Annotated in this window: 19 protein-coding genes and 2 pseudogenes; 9 read left to right on the top strand and 12 right to left on the bottom strand. The window is 62.5% G+C overall.

Annotated elements, in window-relative coordinates:
- Positions 1-40 precede the first annotated feature (40 nt).
- From IPF36_RS17110 to IPF36_RS35090, 3 genes and pseudogenes are all read left to right on the top strand, one after another.
- The gene (locus IPF36_RS17110) at positions 41-619 is read left to right on the top strand and encodes a carboxymuconolactone decarboxylase family protein (protein ID WP_195429139.1); all 579 of its coding nucleotides are present in this window, start codon (positions 41-43) and stop codon (positions 617-619) included.
- Positions 620-701: 82 nt separating this feature from the next.
- Entirely contained in the window at positions 702-1,400 is a 699-nt protein-coding gene (locus tag IPF36_RS17105; protein ID WP_195429136.1) for a haloacid dehalogenase type II, read from the top strand.
- Between the two features lie 18 nt (positions 1,401-1,418).
- Positions 1,419-1,556, top strand: a pseudogene (locus IPF36_RS35090) (DUF427 domain-containing protein); the annotation flags it as partial.
- Between the two features lie 61 nt (positions 1,557-1,617).
- Here the strand turns inward: IPF36_RS35090 and IPF36_RS17100 are convergent.
- Together IPF36_RS17100 and IPF36_RS17095 are read right to left on the bottom strand one after the other, a co-directional pair.
- Positions 1,618-2,766 carry a patatin-like phospholipase family protein gene (locus IPF36_RS17100; RefSeq protein ID WP_195429128.1) on the bottom strand — a complete coding sequence of 383 codons (1,149 nt, stop codon included), beginning with the start codon at positions 2,764-2,766 and terminating at the stop codon, positions 1,618-1,620.
- Between the two features lie 703 nt (positions 2,767-3,469).
- Complete coding sequence (locus tag IPF36_RS17095; RefSeq protein ID WP_195429126.1) at positions 3,470-4,408, bottom strand: AraC family transcriptional regulator; 939 nt, start codon at positions 4,406-4,408, stop codon at positions 3,470-3,472.
- A gap of 141 nt (positions 4,409-4,549) precedes the next feature.
- On the opposite strand from IPF36_RS17095, the gene IPF36_RS17090 reads away from it, so the two are divergent.
- Together IPF36_RS17090 and IPF36_RS17085 are read left to right on the top strand one after the other, a co-directional pair.
- A complete protein-coding gene (locus IPF36_RS17090) occupies positions 4,550-5,086 on the top strand; it encodes a carboxymuconolactone decarboxylase family protein (protein WP_195429124.1) in 537 nt (178 codons plus the stop codon).
- Positions 5,087-5,221: 135 nt separating this feature from the next.
- Complete coding sequence (locus IPF36_RS17085) at positions 5,222-5,965, top strand: cysteine hydrolase (RefSeq protein ID WP_195429226.1); 744 nt, start codon at positions 5,222-5,224, stop codon at positions 5,963-5,965.
- A 666-nt stretch (positions 5,966-6,631) separates the two neighbouring features.
- On the opposite strand, the gene IPF36_RS17080 is transcribed toward IPF36_RS17085, so the two are convergent.
- Together IPF36_RS17080 and IPF36_RS17075 are read right to left on the bottom strand one after the other, a co-directional pair.
- On the bottom strand, positions 6,632-7,621 hold the full coding sequence (locus IPF36_RS17080) for a DUF3179 domain-containing protein (protein WP_195429122.1): 990 nt from the start codon (positions 7,619-7,621) through the stop codon (positions 6,632-6,634).
- Between the two features lie 123 nt (positions 7,622-7,744).
- Positions 7,745-8,896, bottom strand: a complete 1,152-nt coding sequence (locus IPF36_RS17075) for a patatin-like phospholipase family protein (protein ID WP_255519812.1) — start codon at positions 8,894-8,896, stop codon at positions 7,745-7,747.
- A gap of 843 nt (positions 8,897-9,739) precedes the next feature.
- On the opposite strand from IPF36_RS17075, the gene IPF36_RS17070 reads away from it, so the two are divergent.
- From IPF36_RS17070 to IPF36_RS17060, 3 genes are all read left to right on the top strand, one after another.
- The gene (locus IPF36_RS17070) at positions 9,740-10,192 is read left to right on the top strand and encodes a DUF302 domain-containing protein (protein WP_195429120.1); all 453 of its coding nucleotides are present in this window, start codon (positions 9,740-9,742) and stop codon (positions 10,190-10,192) included.
- Positions 10,193-10,556: 364 nt separating this feature from the next.
- Positions 10,557-10,820, top strand: a complete 264-nt coding sequence (locus IPF36_RS17065; protein WP_195429118.1) for a thioredoxin family protein — start codon at positions 10,557-10,559, stop codon at positions 10,818-10,820.
- Between the two features lie 9 nt (positions 10,821-10,829).
- A complete protein-coding gene (locus IPF36_RS17060; RefSeq protein WP_195429116.1) occupies positions 10,830-11,252 on the top strand; it encodes a heavy metal-responsive transcriptional regulator in 423 nt (140 codons plus the stop codon).
- 224 nt (positions 11,253-11,476) lie between these two features.
- On the opposite strand, the gene merA is transcribed toward IPF36_RS17060, so the two are convergent.
- The 4 genes from merA to merT are packed head-to-tail and all read right to left on the bottom strand — an operon-like array spanning position 11,477 to position 14,287.
- Positions 11,477-13,162 (bottom strand): mercury(II) reductase, encoded by a 1,686-nt coding sequence (gene merA / locus IPF36_RS17055; RefSeq protein WP_195429114.1) that lies wholly within the window; start codon positions 13,160-13,162, stop codon positions 11,477-11,479.
- A 40-nt stretch (positions 13,163-13,202) separates the two neighbouring features.
- Positions 13,203-13,622 carry an organomercurial transporter MerC gene (gene merC / locus IPF36_RS17050; RefSeq protein ID WP_195429112.1) on the bottom strand — a complete coding sequence of 140 codons (420 nt, stop codon included), beginning with the start codon at positions 13,620-13,622 and terminating at the stop codon, positions 13,203-13,205.
- 28 nt (positions 13,623-13,650) lie between these two features.
- Complete coding sequence (merP, locus tag IPF36_RS17045; protein ID WP_195429111.1) at positions 13,651-13,923, bottom strand: mercury resistance system periplasmic binding protein MerP; 273 nt, start codon at positions 13,921-13,923, stop codon at positions 13,651-13,653.
- 13 nt (positions 13,924-13,936) lie between these two features.
- Positions 13,937-14,287 (bottom strand): mercuric ion transporter MerT, encoded by a 351-nt coding sequence (merT, locus tag IPF36_RS17040; protein ID WP_195429109.1) that lies wholly within the window; start codon positions 14,285-14,287, stop codon positions 13,937-13,939.
- 71 nt (positions 14,288-14,358) lie between these two features.
- Between merT and merR the strand changes: the two genes are divergently transcribed.
- Positions 14,359-14,766: an Hg(II)-responsive transcriptional regulator gene (merR, locus tag IPF36_RS17035; RefSeq protein ID WP_195429107.1), complete on the top strand. Its 408-nt coding sequence runs from the start codon at positions 14,359-14,361 to the stop codon at positions 14,764-14,766.
- Between the two features lie 121 nt (positions 14,767-14,887).
- Here the strand turns inward: merR and tnpC are convergent, their stop codons facing one another.
- The 4 genes and pseudogenes from tnpC to IPF36_RS17015 form a co-directional block, all read right to left on the bottom strand.
- On the bottom strand, positions 14,888-15,232 hold the full coding sequence (gene tnpC, locus IPF36_RS17030; RefSeq protein WP_195429104.1) for a Tn3 family transposase post-transcriptional regulator TnpC: 345 nt from the start codon (positions 15,230-15,232) through the stop codon (positions 14,888-14,890).
- Positions 15,225-18,222 (bottom strand): annotated as a pseudogene (locus tag IPF36_RS17025) (Tn3 family transposase). Before IPF36_RS17025 ends, tnpC begins: the two are co-directional and overlap by 8 nt.
- A 116-nt stretch (positions 18,223-18,338) precedes the next feature.
- Positions 18,339-18,794 carry a zinc-finger-containing protein gene (locus IPF36_RS17020; RefSeq protein ID WP_195429102.1) on the bottom strand — a complete coding sequence of 152 codons (456 nt, stop codon included), beginning with the start codon at positions 18,792-18,794 and terminating at the stop codon, positions 18,339-18,341.
- Positions 18,795-18,832: 38 nt separating this feature from the next.
- Positions 18,833-19,798: an SOS response-associated peptidase family protein gene (locus tag IPF36_RS17015; protein WP_195429101.1), complete on the bottom strand. Its 966-nt coding sequence runs from the start codon at positions 19,796-19,798 to the stop codon at positions 18,833-18,835.
- Positions 19,799-19,891 lie beyond the last annotated feature (93 nt).

Below are 19,891 nucleotides of genomic sequence, written 5' to 3'. Positions count from 1 at the left end.
ACCAATTGATCCAAATTCCTTCCGTCATAAGGAGAACATCATGGAGAACGTTGCACATCTTTCCCTGCCCGCCCAGTCCATTGAGACCGCCCAAGGTCGGACCAAGGAAGCCCTCGACACGGCCCTCAAGCAAGTCGGCATGATTCCCAATATGTACGCCGGGATGGCCAATGCGCCCGGCTTGCTCGAGACCTACCTGTTCGGCTACAACCTGTTCCGCAAGGAGTCGGGCCTTACGCCAGCCGAGCAGGAGGTGGTGTTTCTCGCGATCAGCCGGGTCAACGAGTGCGACTATTGCATGGCAGCCCACAGCATGATTGCCGAGGCCGTTTCCAAAACGCCGGCGCAGGCCATTGCCGCCCTGCGCGAGGACCAGCCGATCGACGATCCGAAAATGCGCGCGTTGGCGACCTTCACACGGTTGATGGTCGAGTCGCGCGGCCGGCCCACCGAACAGAACGTACAAGCCTTCCTTGCGGCCGGATACGGCGAACGGCACGTGCTCGAGATCATTCTTGCGATTGGGGTCAAGACGCTCAGCAATTACGCCAATCACGTGTTCCACACCAAGGTGGACCCGCGGTTCGAGGGGCATGCGTGGGAGCTTCCGCGCAAATGAGGTCAGCGGGGCTGTCACCTTTTCCGTGAAAGGCCCCGCCTCTCACCGACGATTCCGATAACCGCAGCCAAGGGACGACCGCATGGAATCCTCCGCCCGATTTGCCGTGGCTTTTGACGCTTACGGCACACTCTTCGACGTACACTCGGTCGCAGCGGCAGCCGAGGCCCTCTATCCTGGCCACGGCCGCGCGCTGTCGCAGGCCTGGCGGGCGAAGCAGCTTGAGTATTCCTTCCTGCGGACCATTGCGGATCGGTACGCCGACTTCTGGACAATCACCGAAGCCGCCTTGGAGCACGCCGCCGAGCAATTGGGACTCCCTCGCTCGGAACCGCAACGGAAGGGGCTGATGGACGCCTACCTGCACCTCGCCCCGTTTCCGGAGAATCTCGCTGCGCTGCAATCCATCAGGCAACTGGGCGGCGACTTGGCGATTCTGTCAAACGGCAGCCCGGCGATGCTGGAAGGCGCAGTGCGCAGTGCCGGGATGGAGGGGCTATTCACTCACGTCCTGAGCGTCGACCGGATCAGAAAATATAAGCCGGACCCAGCGGTTTACGCGTTGGCGTGCGAAGCGTTCGGCCTTCCGGCAGGTCGGATCACCTTTGTGTCGTCGAACGGCTGGGACGTGAGCGGGGCGGCGTGGTTCGGCTTCAAGACATTCTGGGTCAATCGCCAACAGGGCGCCATTGAACGCCTCGATGCGGTGCCCGACAGGATCGGGGCAACCCTGGGCGAGTTGTTGGCTCATTTGCGCCAGACTGTCGCCGTCAACGGATAACCGTGCCCTCTGCGAGCTGTGCTGTGCGCCGAATCCCTGCGGGCTAGCGATTCGCACACTGTTTGCCTGCGAAGGGAGATGGCCTGCTATTACGATGTCAAGGTCAATGGCGATCTCGACCATAATGCGGTCCGGTATTACTCCCTGCTCAAGGCAGCGTTTGTCGGCCACATCGCGTACTGGCGGGGCGTGCCGTCGCAGGAACTATGCCTTTTGATCACGCCTTCGCCACCTCATGCACGGCGATGCCCTCCACCGGATCCAGATCCTCCTCCCACGGAGCGCGCTCAATCATTCGCACCGTGGCATCATAGCCCGCCTCCCAACGCGCCTGCAGGCGTCCAGCGCTGAAATCAATGTCGCTGGTGTGATCGTCGCCGCTCATGCGCGGCGCCTTTAGCTGGATCACATGCATGGTGGTTACGCAACCCCATTGCAGCAGTTCCTTGACGGCCGGCGAGTCGCGCTCGCTCTCCGGAATATATCGTGCCAGCTCGCGGATGACATGCCGCAACCGATGAAGCTGGCGCTGCCGCGCGAGCTGGCTCTCAACCCGGCTCGCGTACTGAATATCCTTCTGGCGGCTGATCACCTGCCAGATTGTTTCCGGCTCGGGCCCCTCCGCCGGCCACAATTGGGCTGCAAAGATGACCGAGTCGCGGCGGGGGCGTTCGTCCAGCACCGCCTCGATCGGCGTATTTGAATGAATCCCGCCATCCCAATAGCTTTCCCCTTCAATGCGCACCGCCGGAAAGGCCGGCGGCAGGGCGGCGGAGGCCAGGATGTGTTCGGGCGCCAGCGGCGTATCGCGGTTGGTGAAATAGCGCGGGTTGCCCGTCCGTACATTCACCGTGCCCACGGTAAGCCTCACGTTCTTGTCATTCAAATAATCGAAATCCACGAGCGTGGCAAGCGACCCGCGCAGTGGTGCCGTGGAGTAGTACGCCGCCGCCTCGGAGCCCAACCGCGCATGGGGGTTGAGACACGCTTCGGGCTGGGGGATGAACAGGCTCGGGACCCCTTCGATGAGCACAGCAAGCTTGCACCAGAATTCGCTGGCGCCCGGGTAAGCGCCGACCAACGTGGACAAGCCACGGCACGACACTCCGTGCCAGAACCGCCGTAGGCAGGCTAGTCGTTCCGCTGGCGCGTTGCCGGCGATGATCGCCCCGTTAATGGCGCCGATCGAAGTGCCAATGACCCAGTCCGGCTCGATGCAGGCTTCATGCAGCGCTTGATAGACCCCCGCCTGGTAGCTTCCCAATGCCCCGCCACCCTGAAACACCAGCACGACTTGTCCGGGCAGACGCCGTCTTGCCGGAAGGTTACGACGCGTGTTCGCGAACATCGCCACCTGCGTGTCCATGAGCCCCTCACTATTTGCCCGCGGGACTCGGCACTTACGCACGCCCATGTCGTTATGCCCGTGCCGGCCCTCTGCGGAACGCGACTCCCGAATTAGTGCCCCCCGCTGATCGGAGTTCAATGCCTACTCGAAGCGGAATGCTTCATTGCCCATCACGGCGCTCTTCGTGCCGTCTTTAGCCTCCAGCACCCGACCATCCTTCTCGCCCGAGGGGGACGAACGGATACTCTCCCCTCTACCATTTGGGATTCCCGTACTAAGAGATTCGTCGACAAGCGCAAAAAGGTTACAGGTCCCGCCGAGTACGTGTCGTCGCGGAGGGTCATGCTGCTCGCACAGTGACTGCTTACCTAAGGGCTGGCATCAAGGGCCGTCGCATTGGAGGTTCGCTATGACAGCCCCAGCGGCAGCCGGGCTCGCCAGCAGGGTGAGCAGCCGATGAATGCTTGCCCAGGAGTCCAGTCGGCTGACGTAATCGGGGCCGCGGTTCAAATACTCAACACCTCCGCCGAAGCCACGGCGCCCGACATCGAGGCGGGCGGTCGATATCTCAAGACCGAAGGGGAATTCGACTTACGCGGCACGCTTGGCGTCGCGAAAGATGCACTAGCCGGCTTTCGCCACATCCGGCTCTCCATCGTGCTCGACATCGATGTCTTGCTGGGAATACGGATGAGTGCTGCGGCGGGCTCGGGGACGGTACTCACGTTAGCGTGCGGTCTTCGGATCGACCCCGACGAAATGCCCCCGGACCGCACCCGAAGATCTTCTTGAATGCCTTGCTGAAAGCAGTCTCAGATTCATAGCCGACACGCTCGGCAATTGCCGCGATGCCTAGGTGTGTATGCGTGAGAAATTCCGCGGCTTTGCACATGCGCCGCCGCGTCACGTACTGCATCGGAGTTTGACCGACCATTTCTCTGAAGCGAATCGCGAAGGCCGCGCGCGACATGCATGCCTCGGTGGCAAGTGTCGCGACGGTCCATGATTGCTCAGGCGCCCTGTGGATATGGTTGAGCGCCGCACCCACCTGTTTGTCTGCGATCGCACCGAGAATGCCAGCGGCCGGCCCCGACTTCGCAACGTATGTCCGCAGCATCTGGATGAACAGCACTTCCACGAGCCGCTGAATTACCGCGGCGGCACCGGATCTGGCCCGTTGCGTTTCGTCAGCAATGAAGCGATGCACCGTCTGAAGCCATTCGAACTCATAGGTCTCTGTGCCACGCAAATGAATAAGTGTTGGCAGACTGCGCAGCAGATAGTTGTCTTGTTCCCTATCGAATTCGAAGTGACCGCAAAGCACGGTGGCCGGTAGGCCGCCGCCGCCCGCTTCGATCGAGATGAAATCGCCCGGGGTGTCCGGACGAGGCACTGAGTCCGCGGGAATAACACAACTGCCCGGCGCATCGACCAGGCTGTGGCCTGTGCCATGAAGAAGGACCACTAGGTCTCCAGCGTGGAGCGGAACCCATTCGGGTTGGTCCGCCATTTTCAACCAGCAATTACCGCGGACGATGATGTGAAAACGGGCGACCGGCCCGGATTGCATCTCCAGGCCCCAAGGGGCGGAAAATTCACACCGAAAGTCGACGCCGCCCTTCAGACGCATTGTGTGAGTGATGTCTGTAAGTACATCCATGGGGTGGAATCTAGACGAGTGGACAGGAATTCCAGACGTTTTGACATCGATTGTCTCCATGGTACGCAATATCTTACAAGCAGGCCACAGCGGGATAAGACTCCGCTGGAGGTCTCTCATTTCTAACCATGGAGATTGAAGATGACCAGACTCAATGCAGTGGCGCCAGAGCAGGCGTCCGGGGCGGTAAAGGAACTGTACGACGCCATCCGCCAGGCGGTTGGGGCAGTCCCTAATATCCATCGGGGCATCGCAAACAGCCCGACCGCGCTGCAAAGCTTCCTTCAGCTCGACTCGTCGCTTAACGATAGCCAACTCGGCACGTTGAACCAGGAGGCGATTGCCCTAGCCGTCAGCCAGGTCTACGACTGCAAATACTGCCTGGCAGCCCATACCTTGCTAGCCAAGAACGCGGGCTTGTCGGAGGTTGAAACGATCGAAATTCGTCGCGGCACGAGCAAACGACCTGGACTCGAAGCCCTCGTGCAATTCGTCATCCGGGCGATTCGCCCGGATGGCCGCATCAGTGACGAGGACGTCGCAGCGGTCAAAGTGGCCGGCTTTAGCGATGCGCAAATTACCGAGGCCTTGCTAAAGGCAGCCCAGACTGTGTTTGCCAATGTCTTCCAGCGAGTGCACCAGGCGCCCGTGGATTTCCCTGCAGCGCCCAGCCTGTAGGCCACAGCGTTCAACTTGAGGAGAAATCGAATGTCGTGCTCATGCTCACACCATCCCGATCCCGCCGACGAGGCGCCTGTCGACACCGGTCGCCGTAGCTTCTTCAAGGCAGGGGCGGCCATCACGGCTGCCACAATGGCTGTTCCTTTGGCTGCGGCCACTCAGGAGCGCGAGGGGGCGGATAAATATGCTGATCCAGACAAGCCGATGCTGCCACCATCAGACATGACTCTTGATCTGTCACGCACGGCGCTCGTGGTTACTGATCCGCAGATTGATTTTCTCAGCCCGAAGGGCGTTGTTTGGGGCGCGGTCGGCCAAAGCGTTAGACAAATGAACACCGTGGAAAACATAGGCCGGCTGTTCGCGGCCGCAAAAAAGGCCAATATTACCGTAGCTGTCTCGCCGCACTACTACTACCCCTCGGACGGCGGCTGGAGATTCGAGGGCGCAATCGAGAAGCTGATGCACAAGGTCGGCATGTTCAAACGGCGCGGCCCATATACCATGGACGCCTTTGACAACTCCGGGGCTGATTTCATGCCGGAGTACAAGCCGTACATCCTCGATAACAAGACCATCGTTGCCTCTCCCCACAAGGTCTATGGCCCGCAGCAGAACGATCTCGTGCTGCAGTTGCGCAAGCACCGTGTTGACCAAGTGATTCTGGCCGGGATGTCTGCTAACCTCTGCGTGGAGTCGCATCTTCGGGAGTTGCTGGAGCAAGGTTTCGAGGTCGCCGTGGTACGCGATGCGACGGCGGCGGCAATCCTTCCCGAAGGCGACGGCTACCTTGCAGCGATCACCAATTTCCGCTTCATGGCCAATGCGGTGTGGACAACGAGCGAGACGGTGAAGCGGCTTAGCCCGAAGAGCTGACGGCCAGCGTGGTCGCTTGAAGGACGAAGCGTTCCAGAGCCCCCGCGTCACAAGCTGACCCGGGGGCTGTCTGCATCAATTTCGACGATTACTTTGTCGCGGCGTCGCCACGTCCTAGGATTGGGACCGGCTGCGCCCCGCATGCGGTTCCTTCCGCTGTGGATAAGGTTGGCTTCGAGCACACCGAAGAGGAATCCCGGCACGCTGCGGGCGGTGCAGGAGGCGGTACTGCCATGGCGCGTCGAATTCTGCCGTGTCGCCGAACTTGAAGCCGTTCATGCTTCCTCGAAGCCGAGGTAGGCGCAGCACGTGGCAAGCTGGCCATCGACCGCCACGGCGGGCACCGAGCGAACGGCGAGAGACTGGGCACCCTAGACGACCACAATGTCGTTTATGTCGAGAACAGTAACTTGGCACTTCGGGCAGGCCGGCCGTTTGACAGCTTCGATCGCCTCTTCGCAGCCAGCACTGAAGGATGGCGATCCATGTCAGTCGTCCGCATCGAGACGGCAAACGGCGGCAGAGATCGGACGTCCGGCAGTCCGCGCAATCGCTGCGGCACTACCTGCCGGCACGGACGCCAAGTGCGTGCACTGCCTTGGCTCGCGGGGCGACCGTTGCCAGTATCTCCCATGCCGCGATGATCGGTCTTCAATTTGAAGCTCGTTACCTTCGTGTGGCCGGCGGGGCTTGGTAAGCGTCGGTGCGTGGGTGAAAAGCGAACCAGGCGAACCAGTAGGCAGTCTGCGATGGGTACGGTTTTCCGTCGGAAGAGGCGCTTGCCGACCAGGTTGCCGCATCGAGCCGAACTTCGATGAGCCTGCCGCCCACCCGGTCACGCACCACATTGCCAGCCTTGGCAAGTTCTGTGAACGGGTAGGCCTTGTAGGTGCCGTCCGCCTCCACGCCGAGCACCCATTCCTTGGGGTGGAAACGGTGGCTTTCCTGGCTGACGCGGAACATCACCAGGGCGTTAGTCAGGTAGTCCGAGTAAGGGTTGAAGCCGTAGTCGCGCCGGTAGCCGGTACGCTCGGAAAGCACCACAGTGCGTGGGTGTTCCTTCCGCCATGCTTGCCATGTGGTATGAGTGATCGGGAAATCCTTCAACGCGGTGCCCTTGAACGGACCCGCTATCGCCTTGCCGAGCATCTGCGACCACAGTGATTGTGTCTGTTTGTCGTACAGCAGCAGGTTGCTGTTATAGAGCAGGCCGGACACGCCAAAAGTCAATCGCTTGCCATCAACGCTGGCCGAGTGCGCAGCACCTGTGCCGCACAGTGGGCAGAAGCTTACAACCAGCGGTTCACCATCGAACTCGTCGTTGACGATTTCGTGCCAAAGCAGAATGCGCTCAGGATAGGCCTTCGCCACACCGTTCAACAACACGCCGAGGACGCGGTCGTCGGGCCTCAGGTACGTCGCCTCAGACGCGGCCACGAAGCGTGGCGCGATCAGCGCCGGGATCCCATCGCGCGGCGGCCCGCCATTGACGATGTCGTCTTGAGGGACCAAAGCGCCTTGCAAGTCAAAACCATTGGCGTAGCGATTGCTGCACCAAGCGGGGCTGCTGCAAACAATAGCGATAATGCATGCCAACCTCAGCAGCCAGCCGGGGAAGCGGGAAAACGGGGCAATGACCTCGGCGATCGGGTGCATTTGCGATAACCTCCTGGCATTGGTTTGGCACCGACAGGACGCGGAAACAGTGAACGCCAACCTTCCAAATTGGACGTAGAGAGAGTCGGCCGGGATTCGCAACATTTTTCATCAAGATGCGGGTCAGGGAGCCGGCACGAGTTCGTACACGCCAATACCCTCGACAGGGTCCAGTTTGCCCTCCCAAGGGGCAAGCTCGAGCATCCGCGCGGTGGCGCGGTAGCCGGCTTCCCAACGCGCCTGCATCCGTGCGGCACTGAAATCGAAGTCCTTGGCGTAATCGTCGCCGTCCATCCTAGGCGCCTTCAGTTGAATGACTTGCATCGTGGTCCCGCAACCCCACTGCAATAGCTCCTTGACCGCCGGCAATTCACGCTCGCCCGGTGGAATGTATTGGGCAAGTTCGCGAATGACTCGCCGCAATCGATGAATCTGGCGCTGCCGCGCCATTTGGCTCTCCACTCGGCTGGCATACTGAATATCCTTTTGCCGGCTGATAACCTGCCAGATCGTTTGTGGCTCTGGACCTTCCGCAGGCCATAGCTGCACCGCGAAAATGACCGAGTCGCGGCGGGGACTGTCATCCAGCACCACCTCAATCGGTGTATTGGAATAGATGCCGCCATCCCAGTAGCTCTCGCCATCGATACGCACGGCCGGAAATGCTGGTGGAAGGGCGGCGGAGGCCAACACGTGCTCCAGGCCGAGCGTGGTGTCGCGGTTAGTGAAGTAGCGCAGGCTGCCGCTACGCACATTCACCGTGCCCACGGTAAGCCGCATGTGATTCTCGTTCAAGTAGGCGAAGTCGACGAGCTTGGCGAGAGATGCGCGCAGCGGCGCCGGCGAGTAGTACGCCGCCACCTCGGCGCCGAGCCAAACGTGTGGGCTGAGCCATGCGCTGGGCTGTGGCTCAAAAAAAGTCGGAAGACCGTTGATAAGCACGGTCAGCTTGTGGAAGGTGTCGCCGGCAGCGGAATAAGGGCCGATCAGTGGGGACAAGCCGCAGCGGGTCACGCCGCACCAGAACCGACGCAAGCAGTCCAGTCGTTCCGCTGGTCGGTTTCCGGCGATCATGGCCCCGTTAATGGCACCGATCGACGTGCCAACGACCCAGTCCGGTTCAATGCCGGTTTCGTGAAGCGCCTGGTAGACTCCCGCCTGGTAGCTGCCCAGCGCCCCACCGCCCTGTAGCACCAGAACCACCTGCCCGGGCAGCGTCGGCGTTTCACGCAAGGTGGAACGCCCAGCGGGGATCATCGCCGCGTTGCTTTCCATCTACGCTTTCCCTTCTTTTCGACCGCCAGCCCAGGCGCCAATGGAACGTGCGTGCCGCAGCCGGGTTCGACGCGGCGAAATAACCGGACTCGCCCCGGCAGCCAGATTGATTGCCGTCGCCAACTGCGCTTGCGTAGCCTGAAGGCTTGACAGCCTGTCCTACCGAACAGGCACGCGCGCCGTCCTTGCACGGGCGCGCGTGCCTGAGCGTCGCCAGCGATTGCATCGGGCGGGGACAGGCCCAGCGCAACCGCATACGCGTTGGAGGAGCCCGTCTTCGCTGCTGCAAGATCGGGTCCAAGGGTTTCCATCTGCAGCACACTCGCAGTGCAGAGGATAGGTTTGGCGCCCATCTTTCGCTCCCTCATTGGCACATCTAAAGCCGTCCGAAGCCTCTCTATCTGAAAGTTCGCTCGCAACGCGGAAAAGGTTTCCGGCTCTGGGCCAAACCGCGTTCCCTATGAGGCCGCAACCAGTTCAGCCAATGAGATAGCCGCACCTGCGGATCTCCTCCCTCAGCTGAGCCCACAAGCGAGACCACAGGAGGCGAAACAGAGTCCCCCAAACAGACGCCTGCGTGGAATAGGTGACGTATGCCTGCCGCATCGACGAAGTCCGGACGCTAAATTCGAAGGCCTGCGAGTGAAGCGCCATGCACCAAGCAGCGGTTAGTGCGATGCGGTCACCCGCTTCGGGATTGAGGACTAGGTACCGCTGTGACGGCGCCAAATTGCGGCGTATGTGGCGATGTCGTTTAAACGGACGCCGCCAATTTCGCGTGTGCCGGAAGGCACCAAGGGCCATTTTGCCGTTACAGTAATGACTCCTCTACAGGAGAACCGCATGAAAGCTCTGCGTTGGTTGCTGCCGGCCCTGCTGCTGTCACTTGCCATGCCCCTGCATGCTGCCGATGGCTTGGTCACCGTTCGAAGTCCGTTGGCGCCGAGGGCGGCCATGGACAAGCTTGAAGCAGCGGTAAAGGAGCGAGGGCTGACCGTGTTTGCGCGCATCGACCATGCGGCAGGCGCGGCGAAGATCGGCAAATCGCTGCGGCCGACTGAATTGCTGATTTTCGGCAATGCGCAGGGTGGCACGCCTCTGATGGAATGCGCGCAATCGATCGGCATAGACCTGCCGTTGAAGGCACTCGTATGGGCGGACGCCGACGGACGGACATGGGTTAGTTACAACGATCCGGCGTTTCTTGCCCAGCGCCACGGTGTGCCTGAGTGCCCCGCTGCGGGCAATTTGCGCGAGGCCCTGTCGCGATTGATTGGCGCGTCCGTGGCGCCGTAAAAGCGTCAGACAAGTGGAGCCATGCCAATGGAGGCGCGGGCTGACTGCGAAGCGCCTCAGCTTACCGCCGGCTGCACGCATAAAAATGTCATCGCTGCGCGGGACGCCGCGGTTGGGTGGCTTGTGACTCCACCGTGGCGCGCGGCGGGCGCGCTCATTTCCTACCAAGCTGAGCGCCTATATCGGCGCATCCATCCTGGCTAAGGCCTGTCGCGTTGGGCTGGATTCGCGGCTGACCGTAGTGCCCGGCGAAGCGGGAAATCGGGCTTGACTCTGGAGTTAGCTTCAAGGTCTATCCTGATCGTGACGGGGCGGTTGCATGCGCATTGCCCTCAGCGTCACCGATGTGGAAAGGAGCCCGCAAATGACTGCCAAACGAAAGGTTGAGGTGTTCACCGCCGGCTGCCCGGTCTGCGCGGAGGTGGTTGCCTTGGTGCAAGAGTTGGCCTGCCCGTCCTGCGAGGTCGCGGTACTCGACATGCACGACATCGAGGTGGTGAAGCGCGCCCAGGCACTCGGGGTACGCTCGGTGCCGGCCGTGGCGATCGACGGTCAGCTCGCCGGCTGCTGCGCCGGCCGCGGCGTGGATGAACAGAGCCTGCGCGCCGCCGGTCTTGGCCAGCCTTGATGCGACGCCGTGCTGACCATAGGCAAGCTGGCGCAAGCGGGCGATATCAGTCCTGACGCGCTTCGCTATTATGAGCGCGAAGGGCTGCTTGCCCCCGCTAGCAGGACCGAGCGCGGGTATCGCCTCTATGGCGAGGACGCTGTGCGGCGTATTCGCTTCATCCAGCACGCCCAAGCGTGCGGCTTCGTCTTGGCGGAAATCCGCGAACTGCTGCACTTGCGCCAGGCCGACAGCGCCTGCTGTGCCGACGTGCGGCAGCGCGCCATCGAGAAGAAGCTCCAGCTTGCCGCCAAGATTCGCGCCATGCAGGCCATGTCCGCCGCACTCGACCGGCTGATCGCCGATTGCCCCGATGGGACGCGATCGGTTGACGACTGCCCGATCCTGGCTGCTCTGGAACACGTCGATGGCGACCCGATGCGCCCGCCGTGAGGATCGCGCCGCAGGAGAATCATGAAAGGAAATGAGGTGGCCCGCCTGGACGCGCTGTTGAACAACGATAGCCGGGGCACTGAGTCGTGCATCGTCTTTCGTTAGTGGCTTGGCATCAGCAGACAGCAGGACGCACTGCGCGGGACATAGTTGCCGCGGACAATGTAAAGAGTCGCCCGCGCTTTAGGCCTGCCGCAAAGCGGGTCCTCGAAACGGTCATTACCTCATCCGGCACAGCAGGACAACTGGGCCACATCCTTGGAGAAGGCCTGCGCGGCGAGCTTTAACCCCTCGACCATCGTCAAGTATGGGAACAACTGATCGGCCAGTTCCAACACAGTCATGCACGCCCGGATTGCTAGCGCCGCCGTCTGAATCAGCTCGCCAGCTTCCGGTGCGACCGCCTGCACGCCGATCAGACGGCCAGTGCCGGCCTCGGTGACCAGCTTGATGAATCCGCAGGTGTCGAAGTTGGCGAGCGCGCGCGGCACATTGTCGAGCGTGAGCAGCCGGCTACCGGTCTCGATGCCGTCATGGTGCGCTTCCGCCTCGCTGTAGCCCACGGTGGCGACCTGCGGGTCGGTGAATACGACCGCCGGCACGGCGCTCAGATCGAGCGCGGCATCGCCTCCGGTCATGTTGATCGCCGCGCGGGTGCCGGCCGCCGCCGCTACGTAGACGAATTGCGGCTGGTCGGTGCAGTCGCCGGCGGCGTAGATGTGGGGTGCGGTGGTGCGCATGCCACGGTCGATGACGATGGCGCCCTGCGCGTTGACCGTCACCCCCGCCGCCTCCAGTGCCAGTTCACGCGTGTTGGGCGCGCGGCCGGTGGCGATCAGCAACTGGTCTGCGCGGATTTCGCCGCCCCCGGTGGTGAGCACGAATTCGCCATCCGCGTAGGCCACCTGGCTGGCCTGCGTGTGATCCAGCACCGTGATGCCCTCGGCCCGGAAGGCGGCCGTGACGGCTTCGCCGATGGCCGGGTCTTCCCGGAAGAACAGCGTACTGCGTGCCAGAATCGTGACCTGGCTGCCGAGTCGAGCGAACGCCTGTGCCAGCTCCACGGCCACCACCGACGAGCCGATCACGGCCAGCCGCTTGGGCAGGGTGTCGCTGGCCAGCGCCTCGTTCGAGGTCCAGTACGGGGTGTCCTTCAGACCGGGGATCGGCGGCACGGCCGCGCTGGCGCCAGTGGCGATCAGGCAGCGGTCAAATGCCACCTCGCGGTCGCCGCCTTCGGCCAGGCGCACGCTCAGGGTGTGCCCGTTCTGGAAGCGGGCCTCGCCGCGCAGCACCGTGATTGCAGGCGTGCTTGCCAGGATGCCCTCATACTTGGCGTGGCGCAGCTCATCGACACGCCCCTGCTGCTGGGCGAGCAGGCGCTCGCGCAGGATCGCCGGTGGCGTGGCCTGGATGCCCCCGTCGAACGGGCTTTCGCGGCGCAGATGAGCGATGTGGGCCGCGCGGATCATGATCTTGGACGGCACGCAGCCGACATTGACGCAGGTGCCGCCGATGGTGCCGCGCTCGATCAGGGTCACCTGCGCGCCTTGCTCGACGGCCTTGAGTGTCGCCGCCATCGCGGCGCCGCCGCTGCCAATGACGGCAATGCGCAGGGCGCTAGCATGGTCCGCGCCCTTGTCGCCGCCGCCTGGCCAGCCTATGGCCGTGTCGAGCAGGCTGCCGCGCTTTTCCGCCGGCGGGGCCTCGGCGAGCATGACCTGGTAGCCAAGTCCGGCCACGGCGGCAGCCAGCGCATCTGGCAACATGCCGGGCTCGGTGTCGATTTGCGCCATGCCTTTCGGGTACGACACGACCGCCGACCGCACGCCGGGCACCTTCTCCAAGACATCCTTGACGTGCACGGCGCACGAGTCACAGGTCATTCCAGTGATCGTCAAGTGGGTCATGCCACAGTTCCTTTGTTCATCTCGGCAGCGGCCAACGCGGTCAGCCGCGCTTGGCCGGGGGTTCACAGGCGTTCGGTGCCCCGCAGCGCTTCGCCGGCGAGACAAAGTCCCAGATCGATACCCCGACCATGAAGGCCAGGCCGACATAGAGCAGCGCTTCACTTCGCCAGCCAACCGTCAAATACACCGCGGCCAGCACCAGAATTGGGCCGATCACGCCGAGCGCAGTCCGTTGCCACTGCCGATGGTTAAGCCAGGCGGTGGCATTGGCGAGCAGCGCGATGCCAGCGAACACCGGCAGCAGGACGCTTATGAACAGCCCTTCGTACTGGCTCAGGAAGCCCAGGCCAATGGCCGCGCCCAGGCCGGCGATGGCGGGAAAGCAACTTGCGCAACCCATCGCCGAGACGATGCCGCCGAGCGCCCCTGCCTTGTTGGCCACGCGCGTGATCCGTCCCATGGCGTCACTCCCGTGTTCGCTGCGGGGCTTACCGCTTGACGCTGGACGGATAGCCCGCGTCCTCGGTCGCCTTGGTCAGTTTCTGCACGCCGGTCTTGGCATCGTCAAAGGTGACGACGGCCTGGCGCTTCTCGAAGCTCACATCGGTCTTGCTCACGCCGTCGACCTTGGAGAGCGCTTTTTTGACCGTGATCGGGCAGGTTTCGCAAGTCATGCCCGGCACGGACAGCGTGACGGTTTGCATGGCGGCCCACGCGGGAGCGACGGCAGCGAGCGCGAGGGCGGCAAACAGCTTCTTCATGGCGAACTCCTGATCAGTAGAAAAACGGCATCACGTAGGGAAATCCGAGCGCAACCAGAACCAGCAGAGCGACGACCCAGAAAATGAGCTTGTAGGTGGCGCGTACCTGCGGGATAGCGCAGGCCTCGCCCGGCTTGCAGATTTGCGCCGGGCGGAAAATGCGCCGCCAGCCGAGGAACAGTGCCACTAGCGCCGTGCCGATAAACAGGGGCCGATATGGCTCCAGCGCGGTCAGGTTACCGATCCAGGCCCCGCTGAAACCGAGCGCCACCAGGACCAGCGGCCCCAGGCAGCAGGTGGAGGCGAGGATGGCGGCCAGCCCGCCGGCCAAGAGGGCGCGGCGCCCGTGTTGCGGTTTCAACATGCGCTTGACCTTTCGAATCGGGAAGGGATAACGTAAGCTTACTTCCGTACATTTGTACGGAGTCAAGCGGGATGGAGCGCAATTTGGAGAATTTGACCATCGGCGCCTTCGCCAAGGCGGCCGAGGTCAATGTCGAAACCATTCGGTTCTACCAGCGCAAGGGGCTGCTGCCGGAGCCGGACAAGCCTTATGGCAGCATCCGCCGCTATGGCGATGCGGATGTGACGCGCGTGCGGTTCGTGAAAGCGGCCCAACGGCTGGGCTTCAGCCTGGACGAGATCGCCGAACTGCTCCTGCTGGAGGATGGCACCCATTGCGAGGAGGCCGGTAGCCTGGCCGAGCACAAGCTCAACGACGTGCGCGCAAAGCTTGCCGACCTGACACGCATGGAGGCCGTTCTGTCTGAGCTGGTGTGCGCCTGCCATGCCCGGCAGGGCAACGTATCCTGCCCGCTGATCGCATCGCTGCAAGCAGGATAAGTGCGCCAAAAGGCGTAGTGGACGCGGCTACGCTGCCCCGGCTCGTTCCCGCTTCTGTTCTGCCGCATCGTCGCAGCCGGCCTCACATGCGCCGTCTCGACGGGCAAGCGACCTGGCCGAGTCAGCTATCGTCGCGAGGGCGAAGCGGCTCCAGCGGGCGCAGCGCTTGCACGGCGCGTTTGAGGAGCAAGATCCAGTCGTCCAGTTCTTCTATGATGGCCTCGGCTTGGTCCACGAGGGTCGGGCCAGTGGTTGGATACGACAATGCGGCGCCGTTGATCAGAGTATGTGCCATGCCGTGCAAGCACAGCAGATCGTCGCGCAGCCCGGCTGGCTCACAGCAACGCGCGCGGATCGCATCGAGTTGGTCCACCACGCGCAGGATGGTGGTCGTGTCGAACGTGTCCCGAAGCGCTTGCAACGCCTCGGCGTCGACCCTGCCGTAAGGTGTATCGATGTCAGGCATGGCGAGGCTTGCGGACGGAATGGGCGGGACCGGCAAAGAGGCTGTCGCGAATCCAGGCTTCCGGCACCCGCTCCAGGTTGAGTTTATAGTCGCCGAAGCGCTTGATGTTGCTGGTGAGGTAGGGACTCAGGAAGCCAATGTCGGCCACGTCGACCTTGATCCCTTCCTTCACCATCGCGCGCAGGGCCTGCATCATGTCCGCCGTGTTCTGCAGAATCACGGCCGAGGCGATCAGGTCGTTGTAGCGCAGGCGCTTCTGCTGTTCGTCGGGGTCGTTTTCGGCCAGCACGTCACCGCCGAACGAGAACCATTTGGCAAAGCCATTGTAGGACTCGATCTTGTTGGTAGTGGCGGTGATCTCCTGGCGGAGTTCGCGGCTGCCAATCCATTCGAGCAGAAACGCCGTGCGCACGACCTTGCCGAGTTCCTGCGCCGCCAGAAACAGGCGGTTGCGGCGGCTTTCCGAGCCGAACCGGCGCAGCAGAAGCGGCGAAGAGATGGTGCCGGCCTGGATCGACAGCGCGACCTGCATCAGGTCCTGCCAGTGGAAGGCGATCAGGTCCCAGTCCACGGTGTCCGAGAACAGCCGGTCGATGTGCTTGTATTTGGTATCGGCATCGGCACGGTAAAGCTTCAGATCCTGCCAGTTGCGGATGCGCGGCATCAGCTTGATGCCCAGCAGATGCGTGAAGGCGAACACCGCGGCCGACTGGCCCTGGGTGTCGGCGTGCACGGTATCGGCCTCGACGCTCAAGCCGGCCTTGAGCAGACCCTCGATCACGTAGATGGCTTCCCACACGCCGGGCGGAATGAAATGCCGAAACACCGCGATGTAGTTGTCGGCCACGTGCCGGTAGGCCACCGCGCCCATCTTCCGGTAGCGGAAGTGGTAGCCGGCCAGCAGATTATTGTCGTAGAAGTCGTACTGGGTGCCGTCAGCCGCGACGGTCTTGCCATCCCCCCAGTGCTTAGGCAGGTCGAGCCGCAGATACAGTTCGATCAATTCCCGCTGCGCGGTTTCGAGACGCTCCAGGCTCAGATGCCGACGGTTGACGAACGACATCATGTGCGGCGTGACCCGATCCCCCATATGGCGGGCGGCCTGGGTGGGCCCCAGGTTGCAGCCCATGGCGAAGATGGTCAGCAGGTAGCGCTCGGCCGCATTGCGGATCTTGGGGTCGCTGCCGGAGAGTGGGCCGAAGTGCCGCGTGAAGTGGGTCCAGTGCTCGATGTTGGCCAGCACGTCCAGCAGATTGCGCGTCGGCATGCGCCGGATCAGCGCCTGTTGCAGGGCGATCGCGCTGGCCGGGATCTCCCTGGCGATCGTCCGCTTGAGCACGGGTTCCCCGTCCTGGCCGATGGTGACGTGCTGGCGCTTGTCGGGAAAACTGGCATCCAGCGTACGCGCCGTGTCGGCCAGCCACTGGCGTAGATGCGCCACAAGTCCTGCGCGTTGGTCGGCATGTCCAGCTTGGCGCAGTATTCGGGCAGGCGCCGTTCGCATTCCCGCCAGGGCAGTAGGTGCGCCCGGTAATCGGCAAAGGCGTCGGATCCCACCACGCACAAGTCGCCGGAACGCAGCTCGTTGACCATATGCGAGAGCACGCACTCTCCAGGTAGCGCCGGTTGGTGGGGGCGCCCTGGTCGTGGGGGCGGCGCACCAGCTTGCGCCACCGTTCCGAGGCGAAGCTCACGTCGACGTCGGCGGCGATCCATTCGCGATGCAGGGATTCATTGTCCAGCACCACCGCAAGTGCCGCCAGCAGCGTGCGCGACTGGCTGGTCGACTCCCATTCCAGCACCTGCGCCAGGCGCAGCATCACCGAGCGGTGCGCACGGAAATGCCGCCATAGCAGCGGCAGGTAGTTGTTGCCGCTGAAGGCCCGCACCTCGGCGCAGCTCTCGCGCAGCGGCTCCAGGTCGCCGGACGGCGCGAGGAAGCGGCGCACCTGCCGGCCGATCAGCGCATCGTCCTGGCCATCGGCGACGATATCCACTACGCCATCGAGCAAGATGACCAGCTTCTCCATCTGCGCGCGCTGACGGGACTGGATGCGCTCCATCTCGTCGCGCGCCCGCTTGTGGATGGCGCCCATGCGACGGATGAACATCTCCGCGAGATCGTCGCGGGTGCGCACGCGCATATGGTTGAGCAAGGCGACGATCAGTGTGTAGCGCTTCTCAGGCAGGATCTCCCGTAGATTGGCCGCGTCCAGGCTCATGGCCTGGCTGGCCAGCGAGCGCAGCTTCGAGGCTGGCACGCCTGCGATTGCGCGAGAGAAATCGCCAAGACCATCGAGTAAGGTCAGGTGTTCTATGAGCAGGCTGAGATGCTTGCGTGACGGGCGGCGCGCGTGGCGCTTGATGTTGTTGTAGGCGGTCAGGCGGTTGGTGAATTCCCGGGTGAGAAGCCGGTCCAGCCGCTGCCGCTCCTCATCCGACAAGCGCCTTGCGACGCGTCGAAACAGCGCGGTCTGCGTGCGGGTGTGAATCTGCTCGGCAATGTTGTCCAGGGTGGAGAACGCTGGCAGCTCGACCTGGTGGAGGATCAGCGCATCGATGGTGGCGTTGATGATGTCCACCTGCTGGTCCATCGTTTCCGCGGCTTCGCGTGCGGCGCGAATCGTGACCTCGTTGGCATCGGTGCCAATATAGGGCTGGACGCCAAGAAATTCGCGCACCGCCGTGTAATGCCGGTACAGCGTGGGGGACAGCTTGCGGTCATAGCCAAACGCGGCATCCGGCGCCAGACCAGCGCTGGCGCGCACGTGGTCGATCACGACGACGGGAATGCTGTCCAGGTTGGGGAAGTAATGCAGTTGCTGGAAGACCTTCAGCAGCACCAGCAAGCCAAGTCGTGGACCTTGTCCACGGGTTGAACGGGTGGCCCACTCCAGTTCCTCGGCATCCGGCGTGTAGCACGCCTGTAGCTCCTTGGTGGAGAAAACCTTCGGGAAACGCGGGTAAGCGGTACGCTCGACGGTGGCCATACAGGATCTCGGCAATCGCTGAAGGGCCAGCCAGTCTAGCCGAGGACGGTGGCAAAATCCTAGACCATCGTTATAACTGACGGGAATGTCTTTGCCAGTCTATATAACCACAAGGCTTATGATAGCCGATTGGCCTTATCGTGGCATGACCCCTGGAACTCGGCGATGAGATGGATCGCTTGATCGCATTGTTCCAGCGAAAGCGCGTGGATGTTAGGGCTGGATACTTCAATCCCCAACGACGCGATGAGCCATTTCATCGCTTTACCGCGGGCCTCGAAGGCATTCACACCATCGCGCCGCATCTTCGCGGTGACAAGAGGCTCAAGCGCATCGTGGAAACTGCGTTTCCTTTCGCGCAACGCCGCATCGGCCAATCGGCCAAGCGGCGCGTGGTGCTTGCTACGCGCCCGCACGCCTATCCAGGCCTGACAGGACGAACAAATCCACACTGGGCCGTGGTCTTCGACATAAGGATAGATTTCCTCGCCGGCGCGTGCGAGAACCGCCTTCCCGCCGCAGTAATCGCAAACGGGCTGGGGAGGCGCAGGGATTGGACGGCCAACACGCATTTGATTAGCTCCGGCGGCGCAAAAGAAAACGAGCGCTACTATGCGGCCATGCGGTGTTCGTAGTACGGCCGGCTGCGATCGTCAAGGATTGCATCGAGCGCGGCCAAGTTCTTCGCGTCGGGATTCAGCCAAGATTCCAGGCGCTCCGGTTTGATCGGTACGATACATCGATCGTGCCCCGCTGCCGACACTTCAGCAGGCGGCTCGTCGGTGATGGCAGCAAACGAGTAAAGATCGGCCTCGCCCTCTCCCCCTTTTGTGACCGACCATAGGCAGGCCACCAGCATGTCCTGCCGCGGCTCCGGCCTGAACTCCAACACCACGTTTTCCTCCTGCTCGCCAGGTGCCAGCTCGCGTTGCTCCAGGCGATGCCGTGCGACATTCTCGTAGAATGCGTTGACGATCATGATGCCGTGCTTGTACCCGTAGAGCTGACGCCAAGCCTTCTTGAGGTTGTCTCGGCGGGCGTTGTAGGTGCCAGGCTTCTGACGCTCCATCGCAGGCGTCCACCCCGGCAATCTGCACTGGTAACGCATCGGAATCACGACCCGACGACCGTCCTGGACCACCATAACAGGCGCGTAATGGCCCGGAAAAATACGCGAGTCTCGATCCAGCAAATCGGTTCGCTGCAGGTCTGCAAGATTGCGTTGCGCCCTTGCAATCTTGTCGGTCGCGATGCGCTTGTCGTTCTCCGCCTTCTTCGTCGGCTTGGCTTCGAGCGTACGCTCTGCGACCGTCAGGCGTGTCCTCTGCTGGAAAAGTTCTGTTTCGAGAGCGGCCCCCTGCTCGTTGTCACCTGCCTCAACAAGGTCCGCTATGGCGAGATCCTCCGAGCTTGCCGCACTTCGAAACGCAGCCCTCATTGCTTTCGGCAGCTTAGACCAGCCGCCGTCTCGGCGCTTCTCCCAAAAGAGCTCGACAAAGCGTTCAAGGCTGACATCGCTGCCGAAAGTCCGAACATATTTCCGGTAGTCGGCTTGAATTTGCGCGGAATAGCACATCGTTGCCTCCCTGACGTTTGGCTCAGGTACCATTTTAGTCGCGCCATGCCCCGTCCGTGAGGATGGTGGCCGCATTGCCCGGCTGGATTGCCT

Origin of the sequence: Cupriavidus sp. IK-TO18, from assembly GCF_015549295.1 — a bacterium.
GTDB lineage: Bacteria > Pseudomonadota > Gammaproteobacteria > Burkholderiales > Burkholderiaceae > Cupriavidus > Cupriavidus oxalaticus_A.
Note: the sequence above shows the minus strand (reverse complement) of the source record. Positions and strands in the feature narration are given on the sequence as shown.